Annotated in this window: 23 protein-coding genes; 12 read left to right on the top strand and 11 right to left on the bottom strand. The window is 66.2% G+C overall.

The window, feature by feature from the left end; all coding sequences use genetic code 11:
* Window positions 1-82: 82 nt before the first annotated feature.
* Together AC3FJ6_RS17810 and AC3FJ6_RS17805 are read left to right on the top strand one after the other, a co-directional pair.
* Window positions 83-433: a toxin gene (locus AC3FJ6_RS17810; protein ID WP_487523754.1), complete on the top strand. Its 351-nt coding sequence runs from the start codon at window positions 83-85 to the stop codon at window positions 431-433.
* On the top strand, window positions 423-737 hold the full coding sequence (locus AC3FJ6_RS17805; RefSeq protein WP_487523755.1) for a helix-turn-helix domain-containing protein: 315 nt from the start codon (window positions 423-425) through the stop codon (window positions 735-737). Before AC3FJ6_RS17810 ends, AC3FJ6_RS17805 begins: the two co-directional genes overlap by 11 nt.
* A gap of 35 nt (window positions 738-772) precedes the next feature.
* Here AC3FJ6_RS17805 and AC3FJ6_RS17800 read toward each other — a convergent pair whose 3' ends face one another.
* The gene (locus AC3FJ6_RS17800; RefSeq protein ID WP_488773070.1) at window positions 773-1,018 is read right to left on the bottom strand and encodes an FmdB family zinc ribbon protein; all 246 of its coding nucleotides are present in this window, start codon (window positions 1,016-1,018) and stop codon (window positions 773-775) included.
* Between the two features lie 224 nt (window positions 1,019-1,242).
* On the opposite strand from AC3FJ6_RS17800, the gene AC3FJ6_RS17795 reads away from it, so the two are divergent.
* A complete protein-coding gene (locus AC3FJ6_RS17795) occupies window positions 1,243-1,686 on the top strand; it encodes a MarR family winged helix-turn-helix transcriptional regulator (RefSeq protein ID WP_153947730.1) in 444 nt (147 codons plus the stop codon).
* A 12-nt stretch (window positions 1,687-1,698) separates the two neighbouring features.
* On the opposite strand, the gene AC3FJ6_RS17790 is transcribed toward AC3FJ6_RS17795, so the two are convergent.
* Together AC3FJ6_RS17790 and AC3FJ6_RS17785 are read right to left on the bottom strand one after the other, a co-directional pair.
* On the bottom strand, window positions 1,699-3,075 hold the full coding sequence (locus AC3FJ6_RS17790) for a sensor histidine kinase (RefSeq protein WP_488773069.1): 1,377 nt from the start codon (window positions 3,073-3,075) through the stop codon (window positions 1,699-1,701).
* Entirely contained in the window at window positions 3,072-3,773 is a 702-nt protein-coding gene (locus AC3FJ6_RS17785; protein ID WP_153947728.1) for a response regulator, read from the bottom strand. Before AC3FJ6_RS17785 ends, AC3FJ6_RS17790 begins: the two co-directional genes overlap by 4 nt.
* Before the next feature lie 201 nt (window positions 3,774-3,974).
* Between AC3FJ6_RS17785 and AC3FJ6_RS17780 the strand changes: the two genes are divergently transcribed.
* The 6 genes from AC3FJ6_RS17780 to AC3FJ6_RS17755 all read left to right on the top strand — a co-directional run bounded on the left by AC3FJ6_RS17780 (window position 3,975) and on the right by AC3FJ6_RS17755 (window position 9,445).
* On the top strand, window positions 3,975-5,039 hold the full coding sequence (locus tag AC3FJ6_RS17780; RefSeq protein WP_488773068.1) for a porin: 1,065 nt from the start codon (window positions 3,975-3,977) through the stop codon (window positions 5,037-5,039).
* A gap of 205 nt (window positions 5,040-5,244) precedes the next feature.
* A complete protein-coding gene (locus AC3FJ6_RS17775) occupies window positions 5,245-6,291 on the top strand; it encodes a porin (RefSeq protein WP_488773067.1) in 1,047 nt (348 codons plus the stop codon).
* A gap of 245 nt (window positions 6,292-6,536) precedes the next feature.
* Entirely contained in the window at window positions 6,537-7,364 is an 828-nt protein-coding gene (locus tag AC3FJ6_RS17770; RefSeq protein ID WP_488773066.1) for a methyltransferase domain-containing protein, read from the top strand.
* Window positions 7,364-7,741: an OsmC family protein gene (locus AC3FJ6_RS17765; RefSeq protein WP_488773065.1), complete on the top strand. Its 378-nt coding sequence runs from the start codon at window positions 7,364-7,366 to the stop codon at window positions 7,739-7,741. The genes AC3FJ6_RS17770 and AC3FJ6_RS17765 overlap by 1 nt, the downstream gene beginning before the upstream one ends.
* 39 nt (window positions 7,742-7,780) lie before the next feature.
* Complete coding sequence (locus AC3FJ6_RS17760; protein WP_488773064.1) at window positions 7,781-8,971, top strand: NAD(P)/FAD-dependent oxidoreductase; 1,191 nt, start codon at window positions 7,781-7,783, stop codon at window positions 8,969-8,971.
* A 45-nt stretch (window positions 8,972-9,016) separates the two neighbouring features.
* Window positions 9,017-9,445 (top strand): DUF1641 domain-containing protein, encoded by a 429-nt coding sequence (locus tag AC3FJ6_RS17755; protein ID WP_488773063.1) that lies wholly within the window; start codon window positions 9,017-9,019, stop codon window positions 9,443-9,445.
* Window positions 9,446-9,521: 76 nt separating this feature from the next.
* On the opposite strand, the gene AC3FJ6_RS17750 is transcribed toward AC3FJ6_RS17755, so the two are convergent.
* Window positions 9,522-10,826: a PQQ-dependent sugar dehydrogenase gene (locus tag AC3FJ6_RS17750; protein ID WP_488773164.1), complete on the bottom strand. Its 1,305-nt coding sequence runs from the start codon at window positions 10,824-10,826 to the stop codon at window positions 9,522-9,524.
* A gap of 186 nt (window positions 10,827-11,012) precedes the next feature.
* Window positions 11,013-11,498 carry a GFA family protein gene (locus tag AC3FJ6_RS17745; RefSeq protein WP_488773062.1) on the bottom strand — a complete coding sequence of 162 codons (486 nt, stop codon included), beginning with the start codon at window positions 11,496-11,498 and terminating at the stop codon, window positions 11,013-11,015.
* A gap of 251 nt (window positions 11,499-11,749) precedes the next feature.
* Here AC3FJ6_RS17745 and AC3FJ6_RS17740 point away from each other — a divergent pair, with 251 nt between their 5' ends.
* Window positions 11,750-12,097: a hypothetical protein gene (locus AC3FJ6_RS17740; protein WP_153947721.1), complete on the top strand. Its 348-nt coding sequence runs from the start codon at window positions 11,750-11,752 to the stop codon at window positions 12,095-12,097.
* A gap of 76 nt (window positions 12,098-12,173) precedes the next feature.
* Here AC3FJ6_RS17740 and AC3FJ6_RS17735 read toward each other — a convergent pair whose 3' ends face one another.
* The 5 genes from AC3FJ6_RS17735 to AC3FJ6_RS17715 are packed head-to-tail and all read right to left on the bottom strand — an operon-like array spanning window position 12,174 to window position 16,944.
* Window positions 12,174-13,112, bottom strand: a complete 939-nt coding sequence (locus tag AC3FJ6_RS17735) for a LysR family transcriptional regulator (protein ID WP_153947720.1) — start codon at window positions 13,110-13,112, stop codon at window positions 12,174-12,176.
* Between the two features lie 5 nt (window positions 13,113-13,117).
* The gene (locus AC3FJ6_RS17730; protein WP_488773061.1) at window positions 13,118-14,020 is read right to left on the bottom strand and encodes a 2-hydroxy-3-oxopropionate reductase; all 903 of its coding nucleotides are present in this window, start codon (window positions 14,018-14,020) and stop codon (window positions 13,118-13,120) included.
* A gap of 24 nt (window positions 14,021-14,044) precedes the next feature.
* Window positions 14,045-14,836: a 2-dehydro-3-deoxyglucarate aldolase gene (gene garL, locus AC3FJ6_RS17725; protein ID WP_488773060.1), complete on the bottom strand. Its 792-nt coding sequence runs from the start codon at window positions 14,834-14,836 to the stop codon at window positions 14,045-14,047.
* A 15-nt stretch (window positions 14,837-14,851) separates the two neighbouring features.
* The gene (locus tag AC3FJ6_RS17720) at window positions 14,852-15,946 is read right to left on the bottom strand and encodes a malate/lactate/ureidoglycolate dehydrogenase (RefSeq protein WP_488773059.1); all 1,095 of its coding nucleotides are present in this window, start codon (window positions 15,944-15,946) and stop codon (window positions 14,852-14,854) included.
* 2 nt (window positions 15,947-15,948) lie between these two features.
* A complete protein-coding gene (locus AC3FJ6_RS17715; RefSeq protein WP_488773058.1) occupies window positions 15,949-16,944 on the bottom strand; it encodes a Bug family tripartite tricarboxylate transporter substrate binding protein in 996 nt (331 codons plus the stop codon).
* Between the two features lie 276 nt (window positions 16,945-17,220).
* Between AC3FJ6_RS17715 and AC3FJ6_RS17710 the strand changes: the two genes are divergently transcribed.
* Complete coding sequence (locus AC3FJ6_RS17710) at window positions 17,221-18,897, top strand: thiamine pyrophosphate-binding protein (protein ID WP_488773057.1); 1,677 nt, start codon at window positions 17,221-17,223, stop codon at window positions 18,895-18,897.
* A 116-nt stretch (window positions 18,898-19,013) separates the two neighbouring features.
* Here the strand turns inward: AC3FJ6_RS17710 and AC3FJ6_RS17705 are convergent, their stop codons facing one another.
* Window positions 19,014-19,337, bottom strand: coding sequence for a CppA family protein (locus AC3FJ6_RS17705; protein WP_488773056.1), 324 nt, complete (start codon window positions 19,335-19,337; stop codon window positions 19,014-19,016).
* A 184-nt stretch (window positions 19,338-19,521) separates the two neighbouring features.
* Here AC3FJ6_RS17705 and AC3FJ6_RS17700 point away from each other — a divergent pair, with 184 nt between their 5' ends.
* Entirely contained in the window at window positions 19,522-20,412 is an 891-nt protein-coding gene (locus AC3FJ6_RS17700) for an RNA polymerase sigma-70 factor (RefSeq protein ID WP_488773055.1), read from the top strand.
* Window positions 20,413-20,417: the final 5 nt, after the last annotated feature.

Here is a 20,417-nt window from a genome sequence, read left to right as displayed (position 1 = left end):
GGGGCGCCTACAGTTTGGCTTCCCGGGTTTTGCCTTCCATGCCCGTTCCCTCTTTCCAAACTATACGTAAATAACGTACACTTTGTACGCCACCTTTGTTGAGCTTCCGCCATTCGAGCGGTGCCGGGCCGATTACCTGGACGATGACGCATTCCGCCGCCTGCAGGCGCTGCTGCTGACCAATCCCCATGCAGGCGACGTGATCCCCGGGACGGGAGGCTTGCGCAAAGTGCGCTTTGTCGACGGGTGGCGACAGAAAGGGAAGCGCGGTGGGTTGCGAGTGATCTACTACTACTGGCTCGGCGGTGCCCAGTTCTGGCTATTTACGGTCTACAACAAGGACACCGCCGACGATATGACGCATCGACAGCGACAACAGCTTGCTGCGTTGCTTGAAAGGGAACGGAATGTCAGGAACCGATATGACGCGTGACATCTTCGCTGAACTGATGGAGGGATTCGACGCCCTCGCTGCCGAACGGCAGGGAAAGGCTACGCTGCGTTCGCACAAGGTGCGAATCGACGAATTGCAGGCGATTGCCGCGGAAGAACTGGTCGAGCTTCGCGAACGGTTGAATATGTCGCGCCCGGTGTTCGCGATGTATCTGAGAATCAACCCCCGCACCCTGGAGAACTGGGAGCAGGGGCGCGCCAAACCGAACGCCCAGGCGACGCTGCTTATCCGGCTCGTGCAAAAGTACCCCGAGACAATCCAGCGATTGGCATCGCTTGGCTAAGCGTCAGATCCTTGCTCGCGCGGATCGAAGGGGTGTCAGCGGCTCCAGCCGCCGCCGCTGGCGCGTCCCGCCAGCTTGACCGGACCGCAGCAGGCGCAGGACGCGCCGTGGCTGGAGGCGGCGCCTTCCGTGCTGCCGCCGGCAAGGCCCGGGGCGGCCACCAGGGCGCGTGTGGCAGCTTCGCCGCAGTCGGGGCAGATGGCGGGATCGTCGCGGCGGGCCATGGGCCGGATTTCAGAAAAGTCGCCGCAGATAGGGCATCGGTAGTCGTAGGTCGGCATTGCCGCTCCAGGGACGGGGCCAGTTTCAAGCTGGCCAGGGCCAGCAAGTGTCGGATTGCCGACCAGCTTAGCGTAATCCATGGCGGCGTGTGCAAGCTTGTGGTCGTCGGCAAGCTGCACACCTATCAGACTCCCGCACGAAGCCGGGCATCCCCGGGGGCAAAGCGTGCCATTCAGGGTTTTCGACACCAAACCGAATCCTGCGACTCCCTATAATCCCGCGCATGGAAAAGAATCTTGAAAAGCGCTTCGGCTTTCTGGTGTCGGACGTGGGCCGCTTGTCCGGCAAGCGGTTCGACGACCTGTCGCGCTCCACACTGGACCTCACGCGTGCCCAGTTCCGGGCGCTGGCCTACCTGTCGTATCACGGCGAAATGAACCAGGCCGGGCTGGCCGACCTGATGGAAGTGGCGCCGATTTCGGCCGGCCGGCTGCTCGATCGCATGGAAGAGGGCGGCTGGATCGCGCGTCGTCCCAACCCCGAAGACCGTCGCGAGCGCATGGTGCGCATGACAGACAAAGCCGATCAGGCGCTGGACGCCGCGCAGCATGTGGGTGACGTCGTGACCGCCCAGGCCCTCGATGGCTTTTCCGAAGCCGAGGCCGATCAATTCGTCGAATTCCTGCGGCGCGCCCGCGCCAATCTGTCCCGGCCCCAGCAGGGGTAACGCGCACCCGGTCTACCCCGGAAAGTCCACCACCACCGTCAACCCGCCGCCCGGTGTGTCGGCCAGTGCGACGGTGGCGCCGTGCAGCCGCGCGATCTCACGCACGATGGACAGGCCCAGGCCGCTGCCTTCTCGGCTGGCACTGGCCTCGCCGCGATAAAAGCGTTTGAACACCGATTCTCGCTCGAACGGCGCCACGCCGGGGCCGTTGTCCTCCACCAGCAGCCGGCGCCCGGCCACGCGCACCGTGACCATGGCGCCCGGGCCCGCGTAACGCACGGCGTTGTCGATCAGGTTGCCGATCAGTTCCTGCAGCAGTTCCGGCTGGCCGTTGATATCCGCGTGGGTCTCCGCATCGCCGTCGAAGCCCAGGTCCACCCCTTGCTGGCGCGCCGTGGGGGCCCAGTCCAGCGCCACCTGTTGCGCCAGCGGCCCCAGCCCCAGCAGCCGCAGCGTCGGGGCGTAGCCGCTGTCGGTTTCGAGCCGCGACAGCGATAGCAATTGCGCCACTTCCTTTGCCGCCTGCCGGACCGATCCATTGAGCCGGGCCACGTGGCCGCGCACGCCGGCCAGGTCAGTTTCGCGCAGCGCCAGTTCCGATTCGGCCTGGATGACCGCCAGCGGCGTCTTCAACTGGTGGGCGGCATCGGCAAAGAAACGCTTGCGCCCCTGCACCATGCGGTGCAGCCGCGCCACGTACTGGTTCACGGCGGTGACCAGCGGCCGGATTTCGACCGGCAGCGTGGTGTCGCCGATGGGCGCAAGGTCATCGGGCCCGCGCGCGGCCACGGTGTCCGACAGCCGCTGAAGCGGCCGCAGCCCGCGCCGTACGCCGAACCAGACGATGACCAGCGCCAGGCTTACCAGCATCAGTTCCTGCAGCAGCGACCCGATCAGGATTTCGTTGGCCAGCCGCTCGCGCGGCTCGGTGGATTCGGCCACCAGCACCCAGACCATCTGCGTACGCGCGGAACGCACATCGTGCAGCGGAAGCGCCATGGCGGCCATGCGGACGGGCGTGCCGCGGAAGTCAGCGTCGTAGAACTGCGTCCGATACAGCGAGCGCACCGGACCGGGCGGCATCGGCAGATCGTCGTAGCCGGTGATCGTGGTGCCGTGCTCGTCGCGGATCTTGTAGTAGACGCGCGAATCCGCCTCGGCATCGAACACCTCCAGCGCCAGATAGGGCACCTCCACCTCCACGCGGCCATCGCGCAGCTTGATGCCTTCGCGCATGGCTTTCAGCGATGCGGCCAGGGTGCGGTCGAACGCCTGGTCGGCGGCGGCCATGGCGCGGCGGTCGGTCAGCCACGCGTCCAGCGCCAGTAATACCAGCAGGGGCAGCAGCAGCCAGAGTGTCAGTTGCAGCCGCAGGCTGCCGGCCTTCATGCGCGCGGGCCCGCGCCGGCGGCCGCAGCGGTGTCCTGTGCTTCGAGCAGATAGCCCAGGCCGCGCAGCGTGACGATGCTGACGCCGGAGCCTTCCAGCTTCTTGCGTAGCCGGTATACGTAGATTTCGATGGCGTCGGCGTTGACCGACTCGTCAATGCCGAAAATCTTCTCGGACAGCGCGGCCTTGTTGACCGCGCGGCCGTCGCGCAATAGCAGAATCTCCAGTACGGCCCGTTCGCGGCCGGTCAGTTGCAGCAGTTCGCCGTTGAGCGTGAAAGCGCGGCTCACGCTGTCGTAGTGCAGCGGGCCGCAGGCCAGTTCGGTGCGGTCATGGCCATGGCTGCGCCGGATCAGCGCGCGGGCGCGGGCTTCGAGTTCGGTCAGCGCGAACGGCTTGGCCAGGTAGTCGTCGGCGCCCAGGTTGAGGCCGCGTACGCGGTCGTCCACCGATCCGTGGGCGGTCAGGATCAGCACCGGCAGCGGGTTGCGGCGTGCGCGCAGGCGGCGCAGCACTTCCAGGCCGTCCAGGCGCGGCATGCCGATGTCGAGGATGGCCAGCGCGTAGTCTTGCGTCGTCAACAGGTGATCGGCGCTGGCCCCGTCATGCATGCAGTCGACCGTGAAGCCGCTCTGGCTCAGCGATTCCGTCAGGGAGGCGGCCAGTTTCAGGTTGTCTTCGGCAAGCAGGATACGCATGGGGCTACGGCAAACGGGGTCTACGGGGAATCGCGCTGGAGTGATACCCGTTACCGGCGCCGGCGCCTAGATGGGGAAAGTCCCAATCGTGGTGCATCCCCCACGGCAAAAATCGCAGGCGTATCGAAAGCGAACTGAAAGTGAGGCCCCCATACCATCCGCTCCGTTCACGACAGACCAGAACAACAAAGGAGACTGAGGATGAAACGGAAGGCAGTGGCCCTGGCCGCGTTGGGTTGCGTGGTATCGGGCGGCGCGGCGGCGCAATCGAGTGTGACGCTGTATGGGCTGGTGGATTCGGGTATCGAATACGTGAACCATGCCAGCGCCAACGGCAATTCCCTGGTGAAAATGACCTCGGGCGGCAAGAACACGTCGCGCTGGGGCCTGCGCGGCACCGAAGATCTGGGCGGCGGCCTGAAGGCCATCTTCACGCTGGAATCGGGCATCGCCGTCGATACCGGCAGGCTGGATACCGACAACACGCTGTTCGACCGCCGCGCATGGGTCGGCCTGCAGGACAAGAACCTCGGCAGCATCCGCCTGGGCCGTGACTTCACCACGACCTATGACTTCATGCTGCCGTTCGACCCGATGGGCTACGCGCCGAACTATTCGTGGGCCACGTCCTCGACGGCCACGGGCGGCCGCAAGGACGGCATGTTCTCGCGTTCGACCAACATCGTGCGCTACGACGGCCAGTTCGGGCCGTTCAAGGTGGGCGGCACGATGGCGTTCGGCGAAGTGCCGGGCAGCTACAAGAGTTCGTCGAAATACGATCTGGGACTGGGCTACAACGCGGGCAACTTTGCCGCGGCCGTGACCTGGGATCGCCAGATGGGCGCGGGCGCCAGCACCACGCCAGCCGATTCCACCGACTACATCCAGGGCATCCACGCCGGCGCCAGCTACGACTTCGGCCCGCTGTCGGTGTACGCCGGTTATCGCAATTACCGCAAGACGTTCACCACGACGGCCGCCAAGCAGCTGAGCGACATGTACTGGGTGGGCGCCGCTTACGACTTCACGCCGGCCTTCACGCTGTACGGCGCGGTGTACAAGCAGAACATCAAGGGCGACACGGATGGGGATCCGATCATGATCTCGATGCGCGCCCAATACAATCTTTCCAAACGCACCTCAGCGTACCTGTCCGCAGCGTATGCCAAGGCGCGCAACGGCCAGAACGTGAGTGTCTCGCGCGATTTCGTTGGCTATGCCAACAATCAGGTCGGTGTGACGGCGGGCCTGCAGCACCGCTTCTGATCGTTGTTTTCAGGCTGCCGTGGTGGGCGGCCTTCCGGCGGTGCGAGGGGCTCGCGCCGCCGGTTTTTCATTTCTGGCCCCGGCTTTGCGGCCTTGCGGTGATGCACGCCTGCCGTGGATCAAAAGGACCTGCAAAAGCGCGGCCTGGCGCCGGCACCGGACCTCACGCCGTACGTCCAAACAGGAACGTGCAAGGAGGTCTGATATGAAACGCAAGGCAGTGGTACTGGCCGCAACCGGCCTGGTCTCGACAGCAGCAGAAGCGCAGTCCAACATCACGCTCTACGGGCTGCTCGACGTCGGCGTCGAGTACCTCAGCAACGCCGGTCCCGATGGTAAATCGACGGTGGGGATGGTCTCGGGCGGCAAGAACATTTCCCGCTGGGGCCTGCGCGGCGCCGAGCCGCTCGGCGGCGGAATGATCGCCATTTTCAGGCTGGAATCGGGCGTCCAGGCCGACACCGGCAAGTTCTACGGCGACCGCGGGCTGTTCAACCGGCGCGCGTGGGTGGGCCTGGAGCACGAAACGCTGGGCAGCATCCGGATGGGCGCGGACTATTCCACGACGTTCGACTACATGGCGCCGTTCGAGCCCATGGACTACGCACAAAACTATTCCTGGGCCATGGCCTCGACAGGCTCGGGAGACCGGCAGGACAGCATGTTCGTGCGATCGTCGAACGTGGTGCGCTATGACGGGCAGTTCGGTCCCGTGAAGGTGGGCGGGACGCTGGGCTTCGGCGAAACGCCCGGCAGCTTCAAATCATCGTCGAAATACGACCTGGCGGTTGGCTACACGGCAGGCGGTTTCTCGGCGATGCTCACGTGGGACCGCGTGAATGGGGTCGCCGGCGACCCGACAGACTATGCCCAGGGTATCCATGCCGGTGCCAGGTACGACGTTGGCGCGCTGAAACTCTTTGCCGGCTATCGAAATTACCGCAAGACCTTCACCACGGCGGCCCCCAACCAGCTGAGCGACATGTACTGGCTGGGCGCGGCGTACGACTTCACGCCCGCCTTCGCGCTCTACGGCGCGGTCTACAAGCAGAACATCAAGGGCGACACCAACGCCGATCCGGTCATGGTCTCGCTGCGCGCCCAGTACAGCTTCTCCAAACGCACCCTGGCGTACGTGTCCGCCGCCTATGCCAAGGCGCGCAATGGCCAGCCCGTGAGTGTCTCGCGGGATTTCGCTGGTTATGCGGACAACCAGGTTGGTGTGCTGGCGGGCCTGCAGCACCGCTTCTGACGTTGCTCCGGGCTGCAGGGCCAGCTTTCCGGCGGTGCGAGGGGATCGCACCGCCGGTTTTCATTTTGGCAGCCGTTGTGCGGCCGTTCCCGCGCACATGTCACCCGTTCGCGTGAGAAGCGCGGACTTGTCATTTAAACCGTGCCAGTACTGACATAAAGATTCTTCAGTAGCGTCGCGACATCGAATGCATATGCTAATGAGCATTCCCGATGCCCCCGGCATCGCGCCATGGAGCGCCAACCATGCGATTGATGTCGATGAACGTGAGCGAAGGCCGGCCGGATGCGCGCTGGAATCCAACGTTGTATCTGCAGTTTTCCGATTTGCGGCTGCGGCCCGCGCTGGAACTGCTGCAGCGGGTGCCGCTCGATGCGCCGCACACGGTGTACGACATCGGATGCGGACCCGGCCATGTCACCCGCGTCTTGCAGGACAAATGGCCGCACGCCAGCGTGTACGGCGTGGACAGCTCCCCCGAAATGCTGGCTGCCGCAGCGAGTGAAAGCGGTGCCATCCACTGGGAGCAGGCTGACATCGAGCACTGGACGCCCCAGGCGCACGCGGACCTGATCTTCGCCAGCGCGGTGCTCCACTTCCTGGGCGATCACGAAACGCTGCTGCCAAGGTTGCTGGGCTTTCTGCGGCCCGGTGGCTGCCTGGCGCTGCATATGCCCGACTGGTGCGAGACCCCCTGGTACGGTCTGATGCGCGAGGTGCTGGCCACCGCCGGCCCGGGCGGCAGTGTGCTGGGCACGCCGATGTTGCGGGGAGCACTGGCGCGCAACCACGTGCAGCCCGCGGCGTTCTACTACCAGCTGCTGGTGGATCGCACCGCGCATCTGGACATCTGGAAGACAGACTACCTGCAGGTGGTGGAAGGCGACGACCCCGTCTACGACTGGATCAAGGCGTCGGGCTTGCGCGCGGTGACCGATCATCTCGACGACGGCGAGCGCGGCCGCTTTCTGGCGCAATACGTGCCACGGCTGCGCAAGCTCTATCCAAATGGCGCCGACGGCCGCACGCTGTTTCCGTTTCGACGGCTGTTCGTGGTGGCGCAGGTCCACTGATGACGCCGCTGCAGGTTTCCGCGTCGCGCCAAGGCCCGTCGTACGCCGTGACGATCCGCAGCGGGCATCACGTGGTGCTTGCCGACGCGGCCGCCGACGGCCTGCGCGGCGGAACCGCCATGCGGCCGCACGAACTGCTGGCGGGCGCCTTGGCAGCCTGCGTCTGCATCACCATCGACATGGCCCACCGCGACGCGCAACTGCCGCCGTACCGCGTGGATGTCCGCCTGAACCGCCAGGGCGACATCACCGCCTTCGAGATCGACGTATTTTTCCTGGCCGCCATATCGGCCGACCTGCACGCGCGCGTGCTGAAGACGGCGCGCGAGTGCCCGGTCTGCCAGACACTTTCCCGCCCCGTGCGGATTCGCGTCTGAGCGGCATGTTCTCTCGATGATCCTGACCAGGTGGGGACGATGACACAACGCATACTGATCGTAGGGGGTGGCGTGGGGGGCACGATGTTGGCCAACCAGTTGGCCGGCAAGCTGTTCCGGGAGATCGTCGACGGCGACGTCGCCGTGACCGTGCTGTCCGATACAGCCGATCACTTCTACAAGCCGGCGTTCATGTATGTGGCGTTCGGCGCGTTCTTCCGCGAGGAACTGGTACGGCGCGAGCGGTCGCTGCTGCGGCCGGAGATCGATTTCGTGGTGGATGCGGCCGAGCAGTTCCATCTGGGCCGCCAGGAGGTGCAGGCCCGCAGCGGCAGGCGCTATGGCTACGACTATCTGGTGATCGCCACCGGTTGCGTGCCGGCCCCGGAGCGCATCGAGGGGCTGGGCGAGGCGGGCGACCATTTCTACCAGTACGCGCCGGCCCGTCAGCTGGCCGAGAAGCTCGCGCGCATCCAGCGGGGGCGAATCTTCGTCACGGTGTCGTTCCCGAAGACGCACAACGTGCCACATCAGTGCGGCATCGCGCCGCTGGAAACCACGTTGATGCTCGACGACTACCTGCGCCGGCGCGGGGTGCGCGAGCGGGTGGAGATCGTCTACACCTACCCGACCGTCTCGCAGTTGCTGCGCAATTGCCTGTTCCTGCAGAAGCCTACCTGCGATGTCGTGCCGGCCCTGTTCGAGCAGCGCGGCATCCGCTATCAGCGCGGCTTTACCCTCGCGCGCGTGGACCCCGCCAGGCGGGTGGCGTATTCGGAAGAGGGCGCCGAGCAGCCGTTCGACATCCTGATGGCCACGCCGCCCATCCGCGCCGTCGATGTGGTGCGCCAGAGCGGCCTGTCCGAAGCCGCCGACGACGAGGGCTGGCTGCCCACCGACCATGAGACCTTGCAGGTGCGCGGGCATGAGCGGGTGTACGTGATTGGCGATACCGTGGATCTGCCGGTCAGCAAGGCCGGCGGCTCATGCCACAACCAGGCGCCGGTGATCGCCGACAACATCGCGGCGTCGATACGCCTGGGGCGTCCGGTCGCGGCCTACGACGGCAAGGTCCAGGCCGTTGCCCAGCTTGGGCTATCGGCGGGCATGCCGCTCTGGTACGACTACCAGCGGGACGTGCAACCGATGCCGCCCACCAGGCTGGGTGGCCTGCTGCGCCAGGGCTTCAATCGCGGCGCCTACTGGGCGGTTGCCCGGGGCATGCTCTGACCGCCGCGCCTGCCATCACCCGATGTGATCCACTGTGGAGTCCCCATGGCATCCATTCCCGAGGCTTCCGGGCCAGGCCTTGCGCCGCACGTTGCCCACCATCTGGCCGACAGCCAGCCGGTTGACCCGGCGCCGGCAGCCTGGGCAGAACTGTCTCCAAGGCTGGCCCCGCTGCTGCTCGGCGCGCGGCTGGACAACCTGGTCGACATACTGGCGCTGATGGCCGATCTTGTCGATTTTCTCGATCCGGCGATGATCGAGAAAGTCAGCAGCGTGTTCGAGGAAGGCGTGGCGGCCCATGGCGCGTTAAGCGGCGCGCTGCGGCTGGCCGCTGCCCAGACCCGGCGGGACGCCGAGCCGCCAGGTACGCGGGCCCTGTGGGCGCTGGCGCGCGATGCCGATACGCGGCGCGGTCTGGCGTTATTGCTACGGACGTTGCAGATCGTCGGACGCGCGCAGCGCCCGGTGGCATGACGGCGCAGGCGCCAAACGCGGGCAGCATGTCGGGGGGCGACTTCGCGACAGCACTTCGCGGCACGACTTCGCGCCATTACTTCGCCGCGCTCACGCGCCAGACCACGTTGCCCACGTCGTCGGCCACCAGCAGCCCGCCGGTCTTGTCGATCACGACGCCTACCGGGCGTCCCTGCGCCTTGCCGTCCTGATCCAGGAAGCCGGTCAGCACGTCGAACGGCGCGCCGCGCGGCTTGCCCTGGTCGAACGGGACAAAGATGACCTTGTAGCCCGACCGCGGCTTGCGGTTCCATGAGCCGTGCTGGCTCACGAACATGCCGTCATGGAACTGGGGCAGCAGGCTGTTGCCCGATGCGCCGGTCATGCCCAGCGACGCCGTGTGCGCGCCCACCGCGTAGTCGGGCACGATGGCCTTGGCCACCATGTCGGGGGCGGGCGGCTTCACGCGGTCGTCCACGTGCTGGCCGTAATAGCTGTAAGGCCATCCGTAGAAGCCGCCGTCGCGCACGGAGGTGATGTAGTCGGGCACCAGGTCGCTGCCGATTTCGTCGCGCTCATTGACGGATGTCCAGAGCGCCTTGGTGGTCGGCTCCCAGACCATGCCGTTCGGATTGCGCAAGCCGCTGGCGAAAATACGATGCTGGCCGGTCTGTCGATCGACTTCCCAGATGGCGGCGCGGCCGGCTTCCTTGTCGATGCCGTTCTCGCCCGCGTTGCTGTTCGATCCCACCGTGACATACAGCTTGCTGCCGTCGAGGCTGGCGATGATGTTCTTGGTCCAGTGGTGGTTGATCGAGCCAGCGGGCAAGTCCACCAGTTTCTGGCCCGGCGCCGAGATGCTGGTCTGTCCCGGCGTGTACGGGAAGCGCAGCACGGCATCGGTATCGGCGACGTAGAAATCATTGCCGACCAGCACCATGCCGAACGGCGAGTGCAGGTTTTGAAGAAAAACCGATCTCTGGTCGGCCACGCCGTCGCCATTGGTGTCGCGCAGCAGCGTGATGCGGTTGGCGCTGGGTGTGCCGGCGCCGGCGCGCTCCTGCGTCTTCTTCATGATCCAGCCCCGGATGCCCTTGTGGTCGTCAGGCTTCGGCGGCGCGTTGGTTTCGGCCACCAGCACATCGCCGTTCGGCAGCACGTACAGCCAGCGCGGATGGTCCAGCTTGTCGGCATAGGCCGCCACCCGCATGCCATCGGCCGCCACGGGCATCTTGCCGTCTTTCCAGCCCTCGGCTGGGGCGATATGGATGGTCGGAAGCACCGTCTTGTGCGGCGCCGGCAATTGCGGGTTCGGACCGATGCCCGCCGTATCGGGTAACTTGGCCGATTCGCCGCAGCCGACCAGCAGCGTGACCGCCACGATCGCAAACAGCGATGCCATCGGATAAATCAGATACTGGCGATAGTCGCGCATGGCGGGCTCCCAGATGCCTTGTCTGATTCGAGCATAGGAGTGCACTTGCGCGATGTATGTCAGCGCCGGTGCAAGACCCTGTCAGGAGCCGTCCGACCCGCTGGCGCGCCTGGGGCAAGGCGTTTTGGGCCGCATTCGGCGCGGTTCTGGCGTCTACCTCAGCAGGCCATGCCGCGCGTGCCATTCGCGCAACGATTCGTCGGGCCAGGTGCCCACATGGCGATGGCCCTTGCCGCGCGGCACATCGACCCATGGCGCGACGTAATCGAGACCGGCCTCCACCACATCGGGCGGCCTGGGCAGCGGCGTGTTGATGGCGCCCGCATACGGATGGACCAGGTCCGGCCAGCGCGGGTCCCACATCCAGAGCGGGCTACCGCACAGCTTGCAGAAGTGGCGGTATCCCTTGGACCGCACCGGCCGCTTGCCGGGCTCGCGGATCACGGCGTGGAAATGCGCCACGTGCTGCTGGCCGGCCACGCGCAGCGTATGGGCATCGCCGCCCAGGTTGATGCCATAGCCGCCGCTGCCGCCGGTCTTGCGGCAGATCGAGCAATGGCAATGCAGGTAGGGGTAGGGCGAATCGGACTCAAGGCTGAACTGCACCGCGCCGCACTGGCACGATCCGTCGAGATGCATGGCAACTCCCCTGGAATCGATGGTCGATGCGGTTCAGTGTGGGCCACGCGCCTGCCTCGATCAAGCCAAAAACATTGCAAATATCGTCAGAAACTGTGGCGTTGTCGGGCGTTGTCTGTCAGTGCGGGCGAGGTTTTGTAAGGAGATGTGTGAATGCGGCACACGGGGCACCGTGCGGCTTCTAAACTGGGCACGCGGTGGGAAACAACGCACCCGTCGTTTTCGATAACAACCACCTGAGAGGTCTCAACATGTCCAAGCAACGAACCATTCGCACCACGTCCCTGATTGGCGCCCTGGCAGCCGGCATGATCTCTGTCACCGCCTTTGCACAGACCACGCAGGCGCCGGCCGCCCCGGCCGACATCACGACTGCGGCCCCGCCGGTCACGACCCAGGTCCAGCCGCCGAAGGACCCGCTCGTGGAACGCCGCGAGGCCCGCAAGGCCGCCAATGACCAGTACAAGGCCGAGAAGAAGGCGGCCAAGGGCGAGTACAAGCAGGATGTGAATGCGGCCAAGTCCGAGCGCAAGGACGCCAAGAAGGCCGCCGACGAGACGGCCAAGGCCGAACTGCAGAACGGTACGACGAAGCAGTAAGGCTTGATGTCCGCGATGTCTGTTTCCCCCTCTTCCATTCCCGGGAGAGGGGGCAAAACCACCGGACATCGGCGATCTACACCAGCCGCGCCCCCGGCCAGGCGCCCGACATCACGATATTGCGCACGGACTGCCGCACCGTCTGCATGATGTCCCACAACTCCGGCACCACCGGCCGGTTGCGCGCCGTGGCCATCGCCACCTGACGCGTCACCACCGGGTCCACCAGCCGCGCCGAATGCAGCCGGCCCTGGGCCACGCGATCGGCCACAGCCGCGAACGGCAGCAGCGTGGCGCCGCAGCCGTCTTCCACCAGCCGCATGGCCACCGTGTTCGAGGCATCGCACTCCATCGCCATGTTCAGCGAGGTGCCCACGCGCGCCGCCAGCGATTCGGCCAGCACGCGCAGCCCGTGCGACGTGCTGGGCAGGATCAGCGGCACTTCGCCCAGGCGGCGCGCCTGGAACGTGGGGCCGAGGTGGCTCCATGACGTGGGCGTGACCAGCGTCAGGTCTTCTTCCAGCAGCACGTCCACCTTGAGCGCGCCCTGCTGTTCGGGCAGGTAGAGCAGGGCCACATCGATATCGCCGGCCGCCAGCCACGCCAGCACCGGGTTGGCCAGACCTTCCACAAAGCGGATCTTCGTCGCCGGAAAGCGCGCCTTCAGCGCCGTGCCGATGGCCGCGAACGCGGTATTGGCGATGGTCGGCTGCGCCGCGATGACCAGCTGCGCCGGCCCCTGTGCGGTGGATGCCCGCACCGCCGCGCGCGCCTCGGCCAGCGTGGCGGCCACCTGTCGCGCGTAACCCAGCAGCGTGGTACCGGCCTCGGTCAGCACCACGCCCCGGCCGCTGCGATGAAACAGCCGGGTGTCGAGCGCGGCCTCCAGCCGGGCAATCTGCCGGCTGACGGTTGACTGGTCGGCGCCAAGTTCCAGCGCGGCACGCGAAATGCTCTGCGTGTTGGCCACGCAGACAAAGCACGCCAGATCGTCGGAATTCAGCGCGGCCGACATGGTTGTCATCCGGCCGATTTTGGCGTATCGCCGATGGCGAACGACGACAGGTGCTCGATGGCCTTGACCAGCCCCGAGTGATCCCAGCCCGCGCCGCCCTGGGCCACGCACACATTGAACAACTGCTGCGTCGATGCCGTATTCGGCATGCCCAGGCCCAGTTGCTTCGCCGTGGACAACGCCAGGTTCAGATCCTTCTGATGCAGTTCGATGCGGAAACCCGGATTGAACGTGCGCTTGATCATCCGTTCGCCGTGGACTTCAAGAATTTTCGAGCTGGCAAAGCCGCCCATCAACGCCTGGCGCACGCGCGCCGGGTCGGCGCCGGCCTTGGCAGCCAGCACCAGCGCCTCGCTGACGGCCTCGATCGTCAGCGCCACGATCACCTGATTGGCCACCTTGGCCACCTGGCCGTCACCGACATTGCCCACCAGCGTGATGTTCTTGCCCATCAATTGCAGCAGCGGCAGCACCTTGTCGAAGACATCCTGCTTGCCGCCGGCCATGATCGACAGCGTGGCCGCCTTGGCGCCCACTTCGCCGCCCGACACCGGCGCATCCACATAGTCGCAGCCGAGCTTTTCGACCCTGGCGGCGAACTCGCGCGTGTCGATCGGCGAGATCGAGCTCATGTCCACGACGATCTTGCCCTGGCTCAGCCCGGCGGCCACGCCGTTGTCACCGAACAGCACCCGCGCCACGTCGGGCGTATCGGGCAGCATCAGGAAGATGATGTCGGCCTGTCTGGCCACCTCGGTGGCGTTGGCGCATGGCTGCACGCCGCGGTCGAGCAGGTCCTGCGGCACGCCGCTGCGCGTGTGCGCGTAGACGGTATGGCCGCCGGCCTGCAAGTGTTCCGCCATGGGCTTGCCCATGACGCCCAATCCGATAAATCCGAGCTTGCTCATGATTCCTTCCTGTTCAAAATGGCTTCAGGACGCAAAGCGGTCGCGCAGCGCGCGGGCCGCATCGCGCAGCAATACATGGTCGATGCCCACCGCCACGAAGTGCGCGCCCATATCCAGGTAGCGCCGCGCGTCGGCTTCGACCGGCGTCAGCGTGCCGATGGCCTTGCCGGCGTGGTTGGCGGCATCGTAGATCTGTTTCACCGCCGCCTGGACATCGGGGTGGTTCGGATTGCCCAGATGCCCGTAGGCCGCGGCCAGGTCGTTCGGGCCGATGAAAATGCCGTCCACCCCGGGTTCCGCACAAATCTCGGCGGCTGCTTCCACGCCCTTGCGGCTTTCGATCTGCACCAGCACGCAGATGTTGTCGTTGATGGTCTTGAAGAAGTCCGGCAGCGTGCCATAGCGGTTCTGCCGCTGGGCACCCGACACGCCCCGGATGCCGTCGGGCGGATACCGCGTGGCACGCACCGCGCGGCGGGCTTCCTCGGCCGATTCCACGAACGGAATCAGGAAGTTGTAGAAGCCGATATCGAGCAGGCGCTTGAGCATCACCGGGTCGTTCCACGGCGGCCGTACAACGGGGGCGCTGACGCTGTCCTTGAGCGCCATCAACTGGGGCGCGAAGGTCAGCACGTCGTTGGGCGAATGCTCGCCATCGAGCAGCATCCAGTCAAAGCCGGCCAGGCCGACAATCTCGCTGGTCACGGGCTGGCCGAGCGAACTCCACAGGCCAATCAGCCGCTTGCGCGCCAGCACATCGGCCCGGAACCTGTTGGGCAGCGGGTGGATCTGGGGCAGGTGAGGGGTGTTGGACATCGTCGATCTCCTGGATCAGTCGGCGGCCAGCGCGGAAAGCGGGCCCGGCGATTTGCCACGGGCCTGCAGCACGCGGGCGGCGGCATCGTCAAGCTGGGCCAGCGTGCTGCTGTCCACGGGAATGTATTCGGCGCGGGCGCGGCGCCAGGCGCGTTCGGGGTCGCCGGGCAGGCGGACGGCGTCGTTGCCCGGTTGCAGGCGTGACGCCTTCATCCATTCCACGAACGACTCCATCTCGTGGCCGAACGTGGTGCTGCTGCCCAGCCGCCCCGGATCGAAGATGATCGCCAGCATGTTGTTCCACACCGCGTGCTCGTGCGTGAGCGTTTCGGGGCGGATCGTATGGCCGCCGGTCACGGCGGCGCCCAGCAGTTCGCACATCACGGCCAGCACGTAGCCCTTGTGCTCGCCGAACGTGCGCAGCGCGCCCTGTGGCGTGCCGGGGTGCGGGAACATCACGGCGGGGTCGTCGGTGGGGTGGCCCTGCGGGTCCATCAGGCAGCCCGGCGGCACCGGCACGCCCTTGTTGTGGGCCACGCGCACCTTGCCCAGCGCGATGGCGCTGGTGGCGAAGTCCAGCACCAGCGGCGGCTGGCCGGCCACCGGCACGCCAATCGTGAACGGATTGGTACCAAAGCGCGGATCGTAGCCGCCATGCGGGGCCACGATCGGCTTGGATAGCACATTGACGAAGTGGATCGAGATCATGCCGGCCGCCGTGGCCTGTTCGGCCCAGTGGCCCACACGGCCCAGATGGTGCGACCGGCGCAGGCCCAGCACGCACACGCCATGTTCCTTCGCGCGTTCGATGCCCAGGCCCATGGCCTGTTCGGTCACGGCCTGGCCCATGCCACGGTTGCCGTCCAGGCTCAGGATGCCGCCCGATTCATGCACCACGCTGACCTGCTGGTTCAGCTGGAGCTGGTCGGCCTGCCACGACATCACGTACTTGGGAATCATGCCCACGCCATGCGAATCGTGGCCGGACAGGTTGGCCCCCACCAGATGATCGGCGGTCAGCCGGGCCTCGCGGGCGTCGGAGCCCGCCGCCAGCCAAAGGTCTGCCACCCATTGGTGCAGGCCGGCAGTCGGGATACGGTGATCACTCATGCTTACTCCAGGTGAATATTGGCCACCTTGATCAGGTTTGCCCATTTGGCGACTTCGCTCTTCTGGAAATTGCCCAGTTCGGTGGGGCCGGCGCCCGACGGCTCCACCCCCATCGACGCCAGCCTGGCGCGCACGTCCGGCTGGCGGATGATCTTGCCGATCTCGCTCGACAGCTTGTCGACGATGGGCCTGGGCGTGCCGGCCGGCGCGAAGATGGCCTGCCACGACACGATCTCGTAGCCGTTCAGGCCCGACTCCGCCATGGTCGGTACGTCGGGCAGCTCGGCCGCGCGTTTGGCGCCGGTAGTGGCCAGCGCGCGGAACTTGCCCGACTGGATCATCGGCATGGCGGCCACGCTGTTCTCGAACACCAGGTCCACCTGGTTGCCCAGCAGCGCCTGCACCGCCTGGCTGCTGCCCTTGTAAGGCACATGGGTCATGCGCAACCCGGCCATGTTGGCAAACAGTTCGGCAGCCAGGTGCTGCGACGTGCCATTGCCCGACGAACCGAAATTGACCGTACCCGGCTTGGCCTTGGCGGCGGCGATCACGTCCTGCACACTTTTCCACGGGCTGTTGGCATTGACCACCAGCACGTTCGGCAACGTGCCGATCAGCGCGATGGGCTGGAAGTTCTTGACCGGGTCATACGGCATCTTCGGGTACAGGCTCACGTTGATGGCGTGCGAGCTGATCGTGCCGCCCAGCAGCGTGTAGCCGTCAGCGGGGGCCTTGGCCACGTAGTCGGAACCGATATTGCCGCCCGCGCCGGCGCGGTTTTCCACCACCACCGATTGCCCCAGCACCTGCGACAGCCGCTGGCCGATCAGCCGGCCCAGCAGGTCGGTGGTGCCCCCGGCGGCAAACGGCACCACGTAGGTGATGGGCTTGCTCGGGTAGTGATCGGCACCCTGGGCGCGGGCCTGCGTGGCGACCGCCATGCATCCGGTACAAAGCACGGCCAGCATCGGCCGCATCAGGCGATGGGGAAAATTCATATCATGTCTCCTGTAGCGCGAACGTTCGTGTGCGGCAGTCCCGGTCCGGGCTGCCGTTCTGCCTGACGGTTTCCGCAACGGAAACGTGGGTCAGGCGGGGCGTCTTGTGCTGCGCCTCGCCCGCAAATCTACACGGGCCCGGGCGGTGGCGACTTGCAGAATTTGCATAACAGAAATGCACGATAGGCCGCGCAGCCGCGCACGTCAAACGGAACAATTGCAGACATTGCGATCCTGCCGCCGATCTTTCACGTCGATAACGCGACCACACCCGACATGACCTCCCACGCCTCCCAGACGGCCCGCACCGGCGGCCGTGTCCTTGTAGACCAACTACGCATCCATGGCACCGAACGCATTTTCTGCGTGCCGGGCGAGAGCTTTCTCGACGTGCTGGACGCGCTGCACGACCAGCCGGCCATCGACCTTGTGGTCTGCAAGCACGAAGGCGCCGCCGCCAACATGGCCGAGGCCGACGGCAAGCTGACGGGGCGTCCCGGCATCTGCTTCGTGACGCGCGGCCCCGGTGCCACGCATGGCAGCATCGGCGTGCATATCGCCCAGCAGGACTCCACGCCGATGATCCTGTTCGTTGGCCAGATCGCCCGCGAGCACAAGGGGCGCGAGGCATTCCAGGAGGTGGACTACGCGGCCGTGTTCGGGTCGATGTGCAAGTGGGCGGCCGAGATCGACGATCCGGCACGCATTCCGGAGATGGTGGCGCGCGCGTTCCAGGTGGCCACGTCGGGCCGCCCGGGCCCGGTGGTGCTGGCGCTGCCCGAGGACGTGCTCGATGGTCTGGTGGAAGTGGCCGATGCCGCGCCGTACCGCGCCGTGGCCGCCGCACCGCGCCCCGAAGATGCCCAGGCGCTGGCGGCCGCGCTGGCCGGTGCCCAGCGTCCGCTGGTGATTGCCGGCGGCGCCAACTGGACCGGCCAGACCGTGCGCGACTTCGCCGCGTTCGTCAACGCCTGGGATCTGCCCGTGGCCTGCGCCTTCCGCCGCCAGGACGTGATCGACAACCGCGACCCGCACTACGTGGGCCACCTGAGCCTGGGCGTCAGCCCCAAGCTGGCCGAACGCGTGAAGTCGGCCGACCTGATCGTGGCCTTTGGCACGCGGCTTGGCGATATCGCCACCGATAGCTATTCGCTACTGGAAGTCCCGCAGCCGAAGCAGAAGCTCGTGCATATCCATGCCGACAGCTTCGAGCTGGGCCGCGTCTATCAGGCCACGCTGCCGATCCACGCCGGCGTCGAGCCGGGCGCCGCCATGCTGGCATCGCTGGACGCGCCCGCTTCGGTGGCCTGGACGGACTGGACCGCCGGCGCGCGCGCCGACCACGAGGCCTTTGTCACGCCGCCGAAGCCTCACGCCGAACTGACCGGCGTGGACATGGGCGCCGCCATGGCGCACCTGAACCGGGTGCTGCCCGAGGACGCCATGCTGTCCAACGGCGCTGGCAACTACACGGTCTGGCTGCACCGCTTCTATGCCTACAAGCGTTCGCGTACCCAACTGGCCCCGACGTGCGGCGCGATGGGCTACGGCCTGCCGGCCGCCATTGCCGCCAAGCTGCGCTTTCCGGAAAAAACCGTGGTGTGCTTTGCCGGCGACGGCTGTTTTCTGATGTATCCGCAGGAAATCGCCACGGCCGCCGCCCACGGCGTGAACCTGATCGTGATCGTGGTGAACAACCGCATGTACGGCACGATCCGGATGCACCAGGAGCGCCGCTATCCGGGCCGCCAGAGCGGCACGCGCATCGTCAATCCCGACTTTGTGCAAATGGCCAAGGCTTGCGGCGCCTGGGCCGAGCGCGTGGAGCGGACCGAGGACTTCGCCGCCGCCTTCGAACGGGCGCAGCAGGCCGGCAAGCCGGCCGTGCTGGAACTGGTGACCGATCCGCGGCAGATCACGCCGGCGATGCGCGTGACCGATCTGCCGCAATGATAGGGCGGTGAACAGGTCAGCAAAAAGTGATCTGAAAGCAGGATCTGCCAGCGGTTTAGTCCAAATTATAGGATTTCAATAATTCGGACTAAACCTCGGCGGCGTCCGAACGGTGCCTAGAAGAGGGAACCCTGCGGCCGGGCCTCATGCCCGGTTTCGCGCTGTGCGTGCGGGGCGCCCGGCTTGGCCAGGATCTGGCGGATCTGCGCCAGATAACGTTCACCCACCGCCCGGTGGGTCTTGCGGGCCTCGTCGGCAAAGCTGCGGCGCGACGGCGGCCGGATGTTCAGCAGGCGGCAAATCGTTGAGAGATAAGGCTTTTTCCCGTCCGCGGCGGTGCGGCGCGCGGCCGACACCAAGGCTGCGTCGCCAATCCGTCCACGCAGCCAGACCAGTACCTGGCGGTCATATTCATTCTGCACACGGATCAGGTGTTCCATTTCAGGGCTCCGAAGGTTCCGACACTGTTTAATCCATCTCACGACGTTGGTACTGTCTATCCATACAGTACACTGTAAATATATACAGTGGTTCGGAAATTTCAAGGGCGCAGTCAGACACGATGCGAGACGGCGAGGGGGCGCCAATGCCACAATGGCAGCCCACCGCAAGGACACTTGTGCCATGGCCGCGCCTGCCCCCGATCACAGCCAGACCTTTGACCAGCTTCGCCCCCGCCTGCAGGGCATTGCGTACCGCATGCTGGGCGCCGTGGCCGAGGCCGAGGATGTCGTGCAGGACGCCTGGCTGCGCTGGCACGGCACCGATCGCAACGCCATCGACAACCCCGAGGCGTGGCTGGTATCGGTGACCACGCGGCTGGCCATCGATCATCTGCGCGCGGCCAGGCTGCAGCGCGAGCACTACGCCGGTATCTGGCTGCCTGAGCCGCTAATGTCCGAAGGCGCCGATACGCCCGAAGCCCTCTACGAGCGTGCCGACGACGTGTCGGTGGCGTTCCTGTTCCTGCTGGAACGCCTGACGCCCGAAGCGCGCGCGGCCTTTCTGCTGCGTGAAGTGTTCGACGCCGACTACAGCCAGGTGGCCGAGGTCATCGGCAAGAGCGAGGCGGCCTGCCGCCAGCTGGTGAGCCGCGCCAAGACCCAGTTGCGCGATGCCCGACCGCAATCCCCCGTACGCAAGGACGCGCACCTGACCCTGGTGCGGCGCTTTGCCCAGGCGCTGGAGCAGGGCACATTCGACGCGATCCGGGACCTGCTGGCCGACGAAGCCACGCTGATTGGCGACGGCGGCGGCAAGGTGTCGAGCTTTCCGAAGCCGCTGGTCGGCGGCGGCAAGATCGCGCAAGTCCTCTTCGCGGCGCAGCGGCGCGGCCTGGCGGTGCATGTGCAAATGGTGGTGCTCAACGGCCAGTGGGCGCTGCTGCGCTTTGTCGATGGCCAGCTCGAATCGGCCCAGAGCATCGAGACCGATGGCGAGCGCATTGTCAGCATCCACGCACAACGCAACCCCGACAAGCTCAGGCGCATCCTGTCAGCCATCGCGCGCCCGTGAATTCC

It is taken from the genome of Cupriavidus sp. 94F1 (assembly GCF_057798875.1).
This window is presented reverse-complemented; position numbering and strand designations above follow the sequence as displayed.

Excerpts from the sequence above, each read along its gene's own strand:
- AC3FJ6_RS17805 (WP_487523755.1), top strand. The coding sequence starts at position 423 with ATGACGCGTGACATCTTCGCTGAACTGATGGAGGGATTCGACGCCCTC.
- AC3FJ6_RS17800 (WP_488773070.1), bottom strand. The coding sequence starts at position 1,018 with ATGCCGACCTACGACTACCGATGCCCTATCTGCGGCGACTTTTCTGAA.
- AC3FJ6_RS17795 (WP_153947730.1), top strand. The coding sequence starts at position 1,243 with ATGGAAAAGAATCTTGAAAAGCGCTTCGGCTTTCTGGTGTCGGACGTG.
- AC3FJ6_RS17790 (WP_488773069.1), bottom strand. The coding sequence starts at position 3,075 with ATGAAGGCCGGCAGCCTGCGGCTGCAACTGACACTCTGGCTGCTGCTG.
- AC3FJ6_RS17785 (WP_153947728.1), bottom strand. The coding sequence starts at position 3,773 with ATGCGTATCCTGCTTGCCGAAGACAACCTGAAACTGGCCGCCTCCCTG.
- AC3FJ6_RS17780 (WP_488773068.1), top strand. The coding sequence starts at position 3,975 with ATGAAACGGAAGGCAGTGGCCCTGGCCGCGTTGGGTTGCGTGGTATCG.
- AC3FJ6_RS17775 (WP_488773067.1), top strand. The coding sequence starts at position 5,245 with ATGAAACGCAAGGCAGTGGTACTGGCCGCAACCGGCCTGGTCTCGACA.
- AC3FJ6_RS17770 (WP_488773066.1), top strand. The coding sequence starts at position 6,537 with ATGCGATTGATGTCGATGAACGTGAGCGAAGGCCGGCCGGATGCGCGC.
- AC3FJ6_RS17765 (WP_488773065.1), top strand. The coding sequence starts at position 7,364 with ATGACGCCGCTGCAGGTTTCCGCGTCGCGCCAAGGCCCGTCGTACGCC.
- AC3FJ6_RS17760 (WP_488773064.1), top strand. The coding sequence starts at position 7,781 with ATGACACAACGCATACTGATCGTAGGGGGTGGCGTGGGGGGCACGATG.
- AC3FJ6_RS17755 (WP_488773063.1), top strand. The coding sequence starts at position 9,017 with ATGGCATCCATTCCCGAGGCTTCCGGGCCAGGCCTTGCGCCGCACGTT.
- AC3FJ6_RS17750 (WP_488773164.1), bottom strand. The coding sequence starts at position 10,826 with ATGGCATCGCTGTTTGCGATCGTGGCGGTCACGCTGCTGGTCGGCTGC.
- AC3FJ6_RS17745 (WP_488773062.1), bottom strand. The coding sequence starts at position 11,498 with ATGCATCTCGACGGATCGTGCCAGTGCGGCGCGGTGCAGTTCAGCCTT.
- AC3FJ6_RS17740 (WP_153947721.1), top strand. The coding sequence starts at position 11,750 with ATGTCCAAGCAACGAACCATTCGCACCACGTCCCTGATTGGCGCCCTG.
- AC3FJ6_RS17735 (WP_153947720.1), bottom strand. The coding sequence starts at position 13,112 with ATGTCGGCCGCGCTGAATTCCGACGATCTGGCGTGCTTTGTCTGCGTG.
- AC3FJ6_RS17730 (WP_488773061.1), bottom strand. The coding sequence starts at position 14,020 with ATGAGCAAGCTCGGATTTATCGGATTGGGCGTCATGGGCAAGCCCATG.
- garL (WP_488773060.1), bottom strand. The coding sequence starts at position 14,836 with ATGTCCAACACCCCTCACCTGCCCCAGATCCACCCGCTGCCCAACAGG.
- AC3FJ6_RS17720 (WP_488773059.1), bottom strand. The coding sequence starts at position 15,946 with ATGAGTGATCACCGTATCCCGACTGCCGGCCTGCACCAATGGGTGGCA.
- AC3FJ6_RS17715 (WP_488773058.1), bottom strand. The coding sequence starts at position 16,944 with ATGAATTTTCCCCATCGCCTGATGCGGCCGATGCTGGCCGTGCTTTGT.
- AC3FJ6_RS17710 (WP_488773057.1), top strand. The coding sequence starts at position 17,221 with ATGACCTCCCACGCCTCCCAGACGGCCCGCACCGGCGGCCGTGTCCTT.
- AC3FJ6_RS17705 (WP_488773056.1), bottom strand. The coding sequence starts at position 19,337 with ATGGAACACCTGATCCGTGTGCAGAATGAATATGACCGCCAGGTACTG.
- AC3FJ6_RS17700 (WP_488773055.1), top strand. The coding sequence starts at position 19,522 with ATGGCCGCGCCTGCCCCCGATCACAGCCAGACCTTTGACCAGCTTCGC.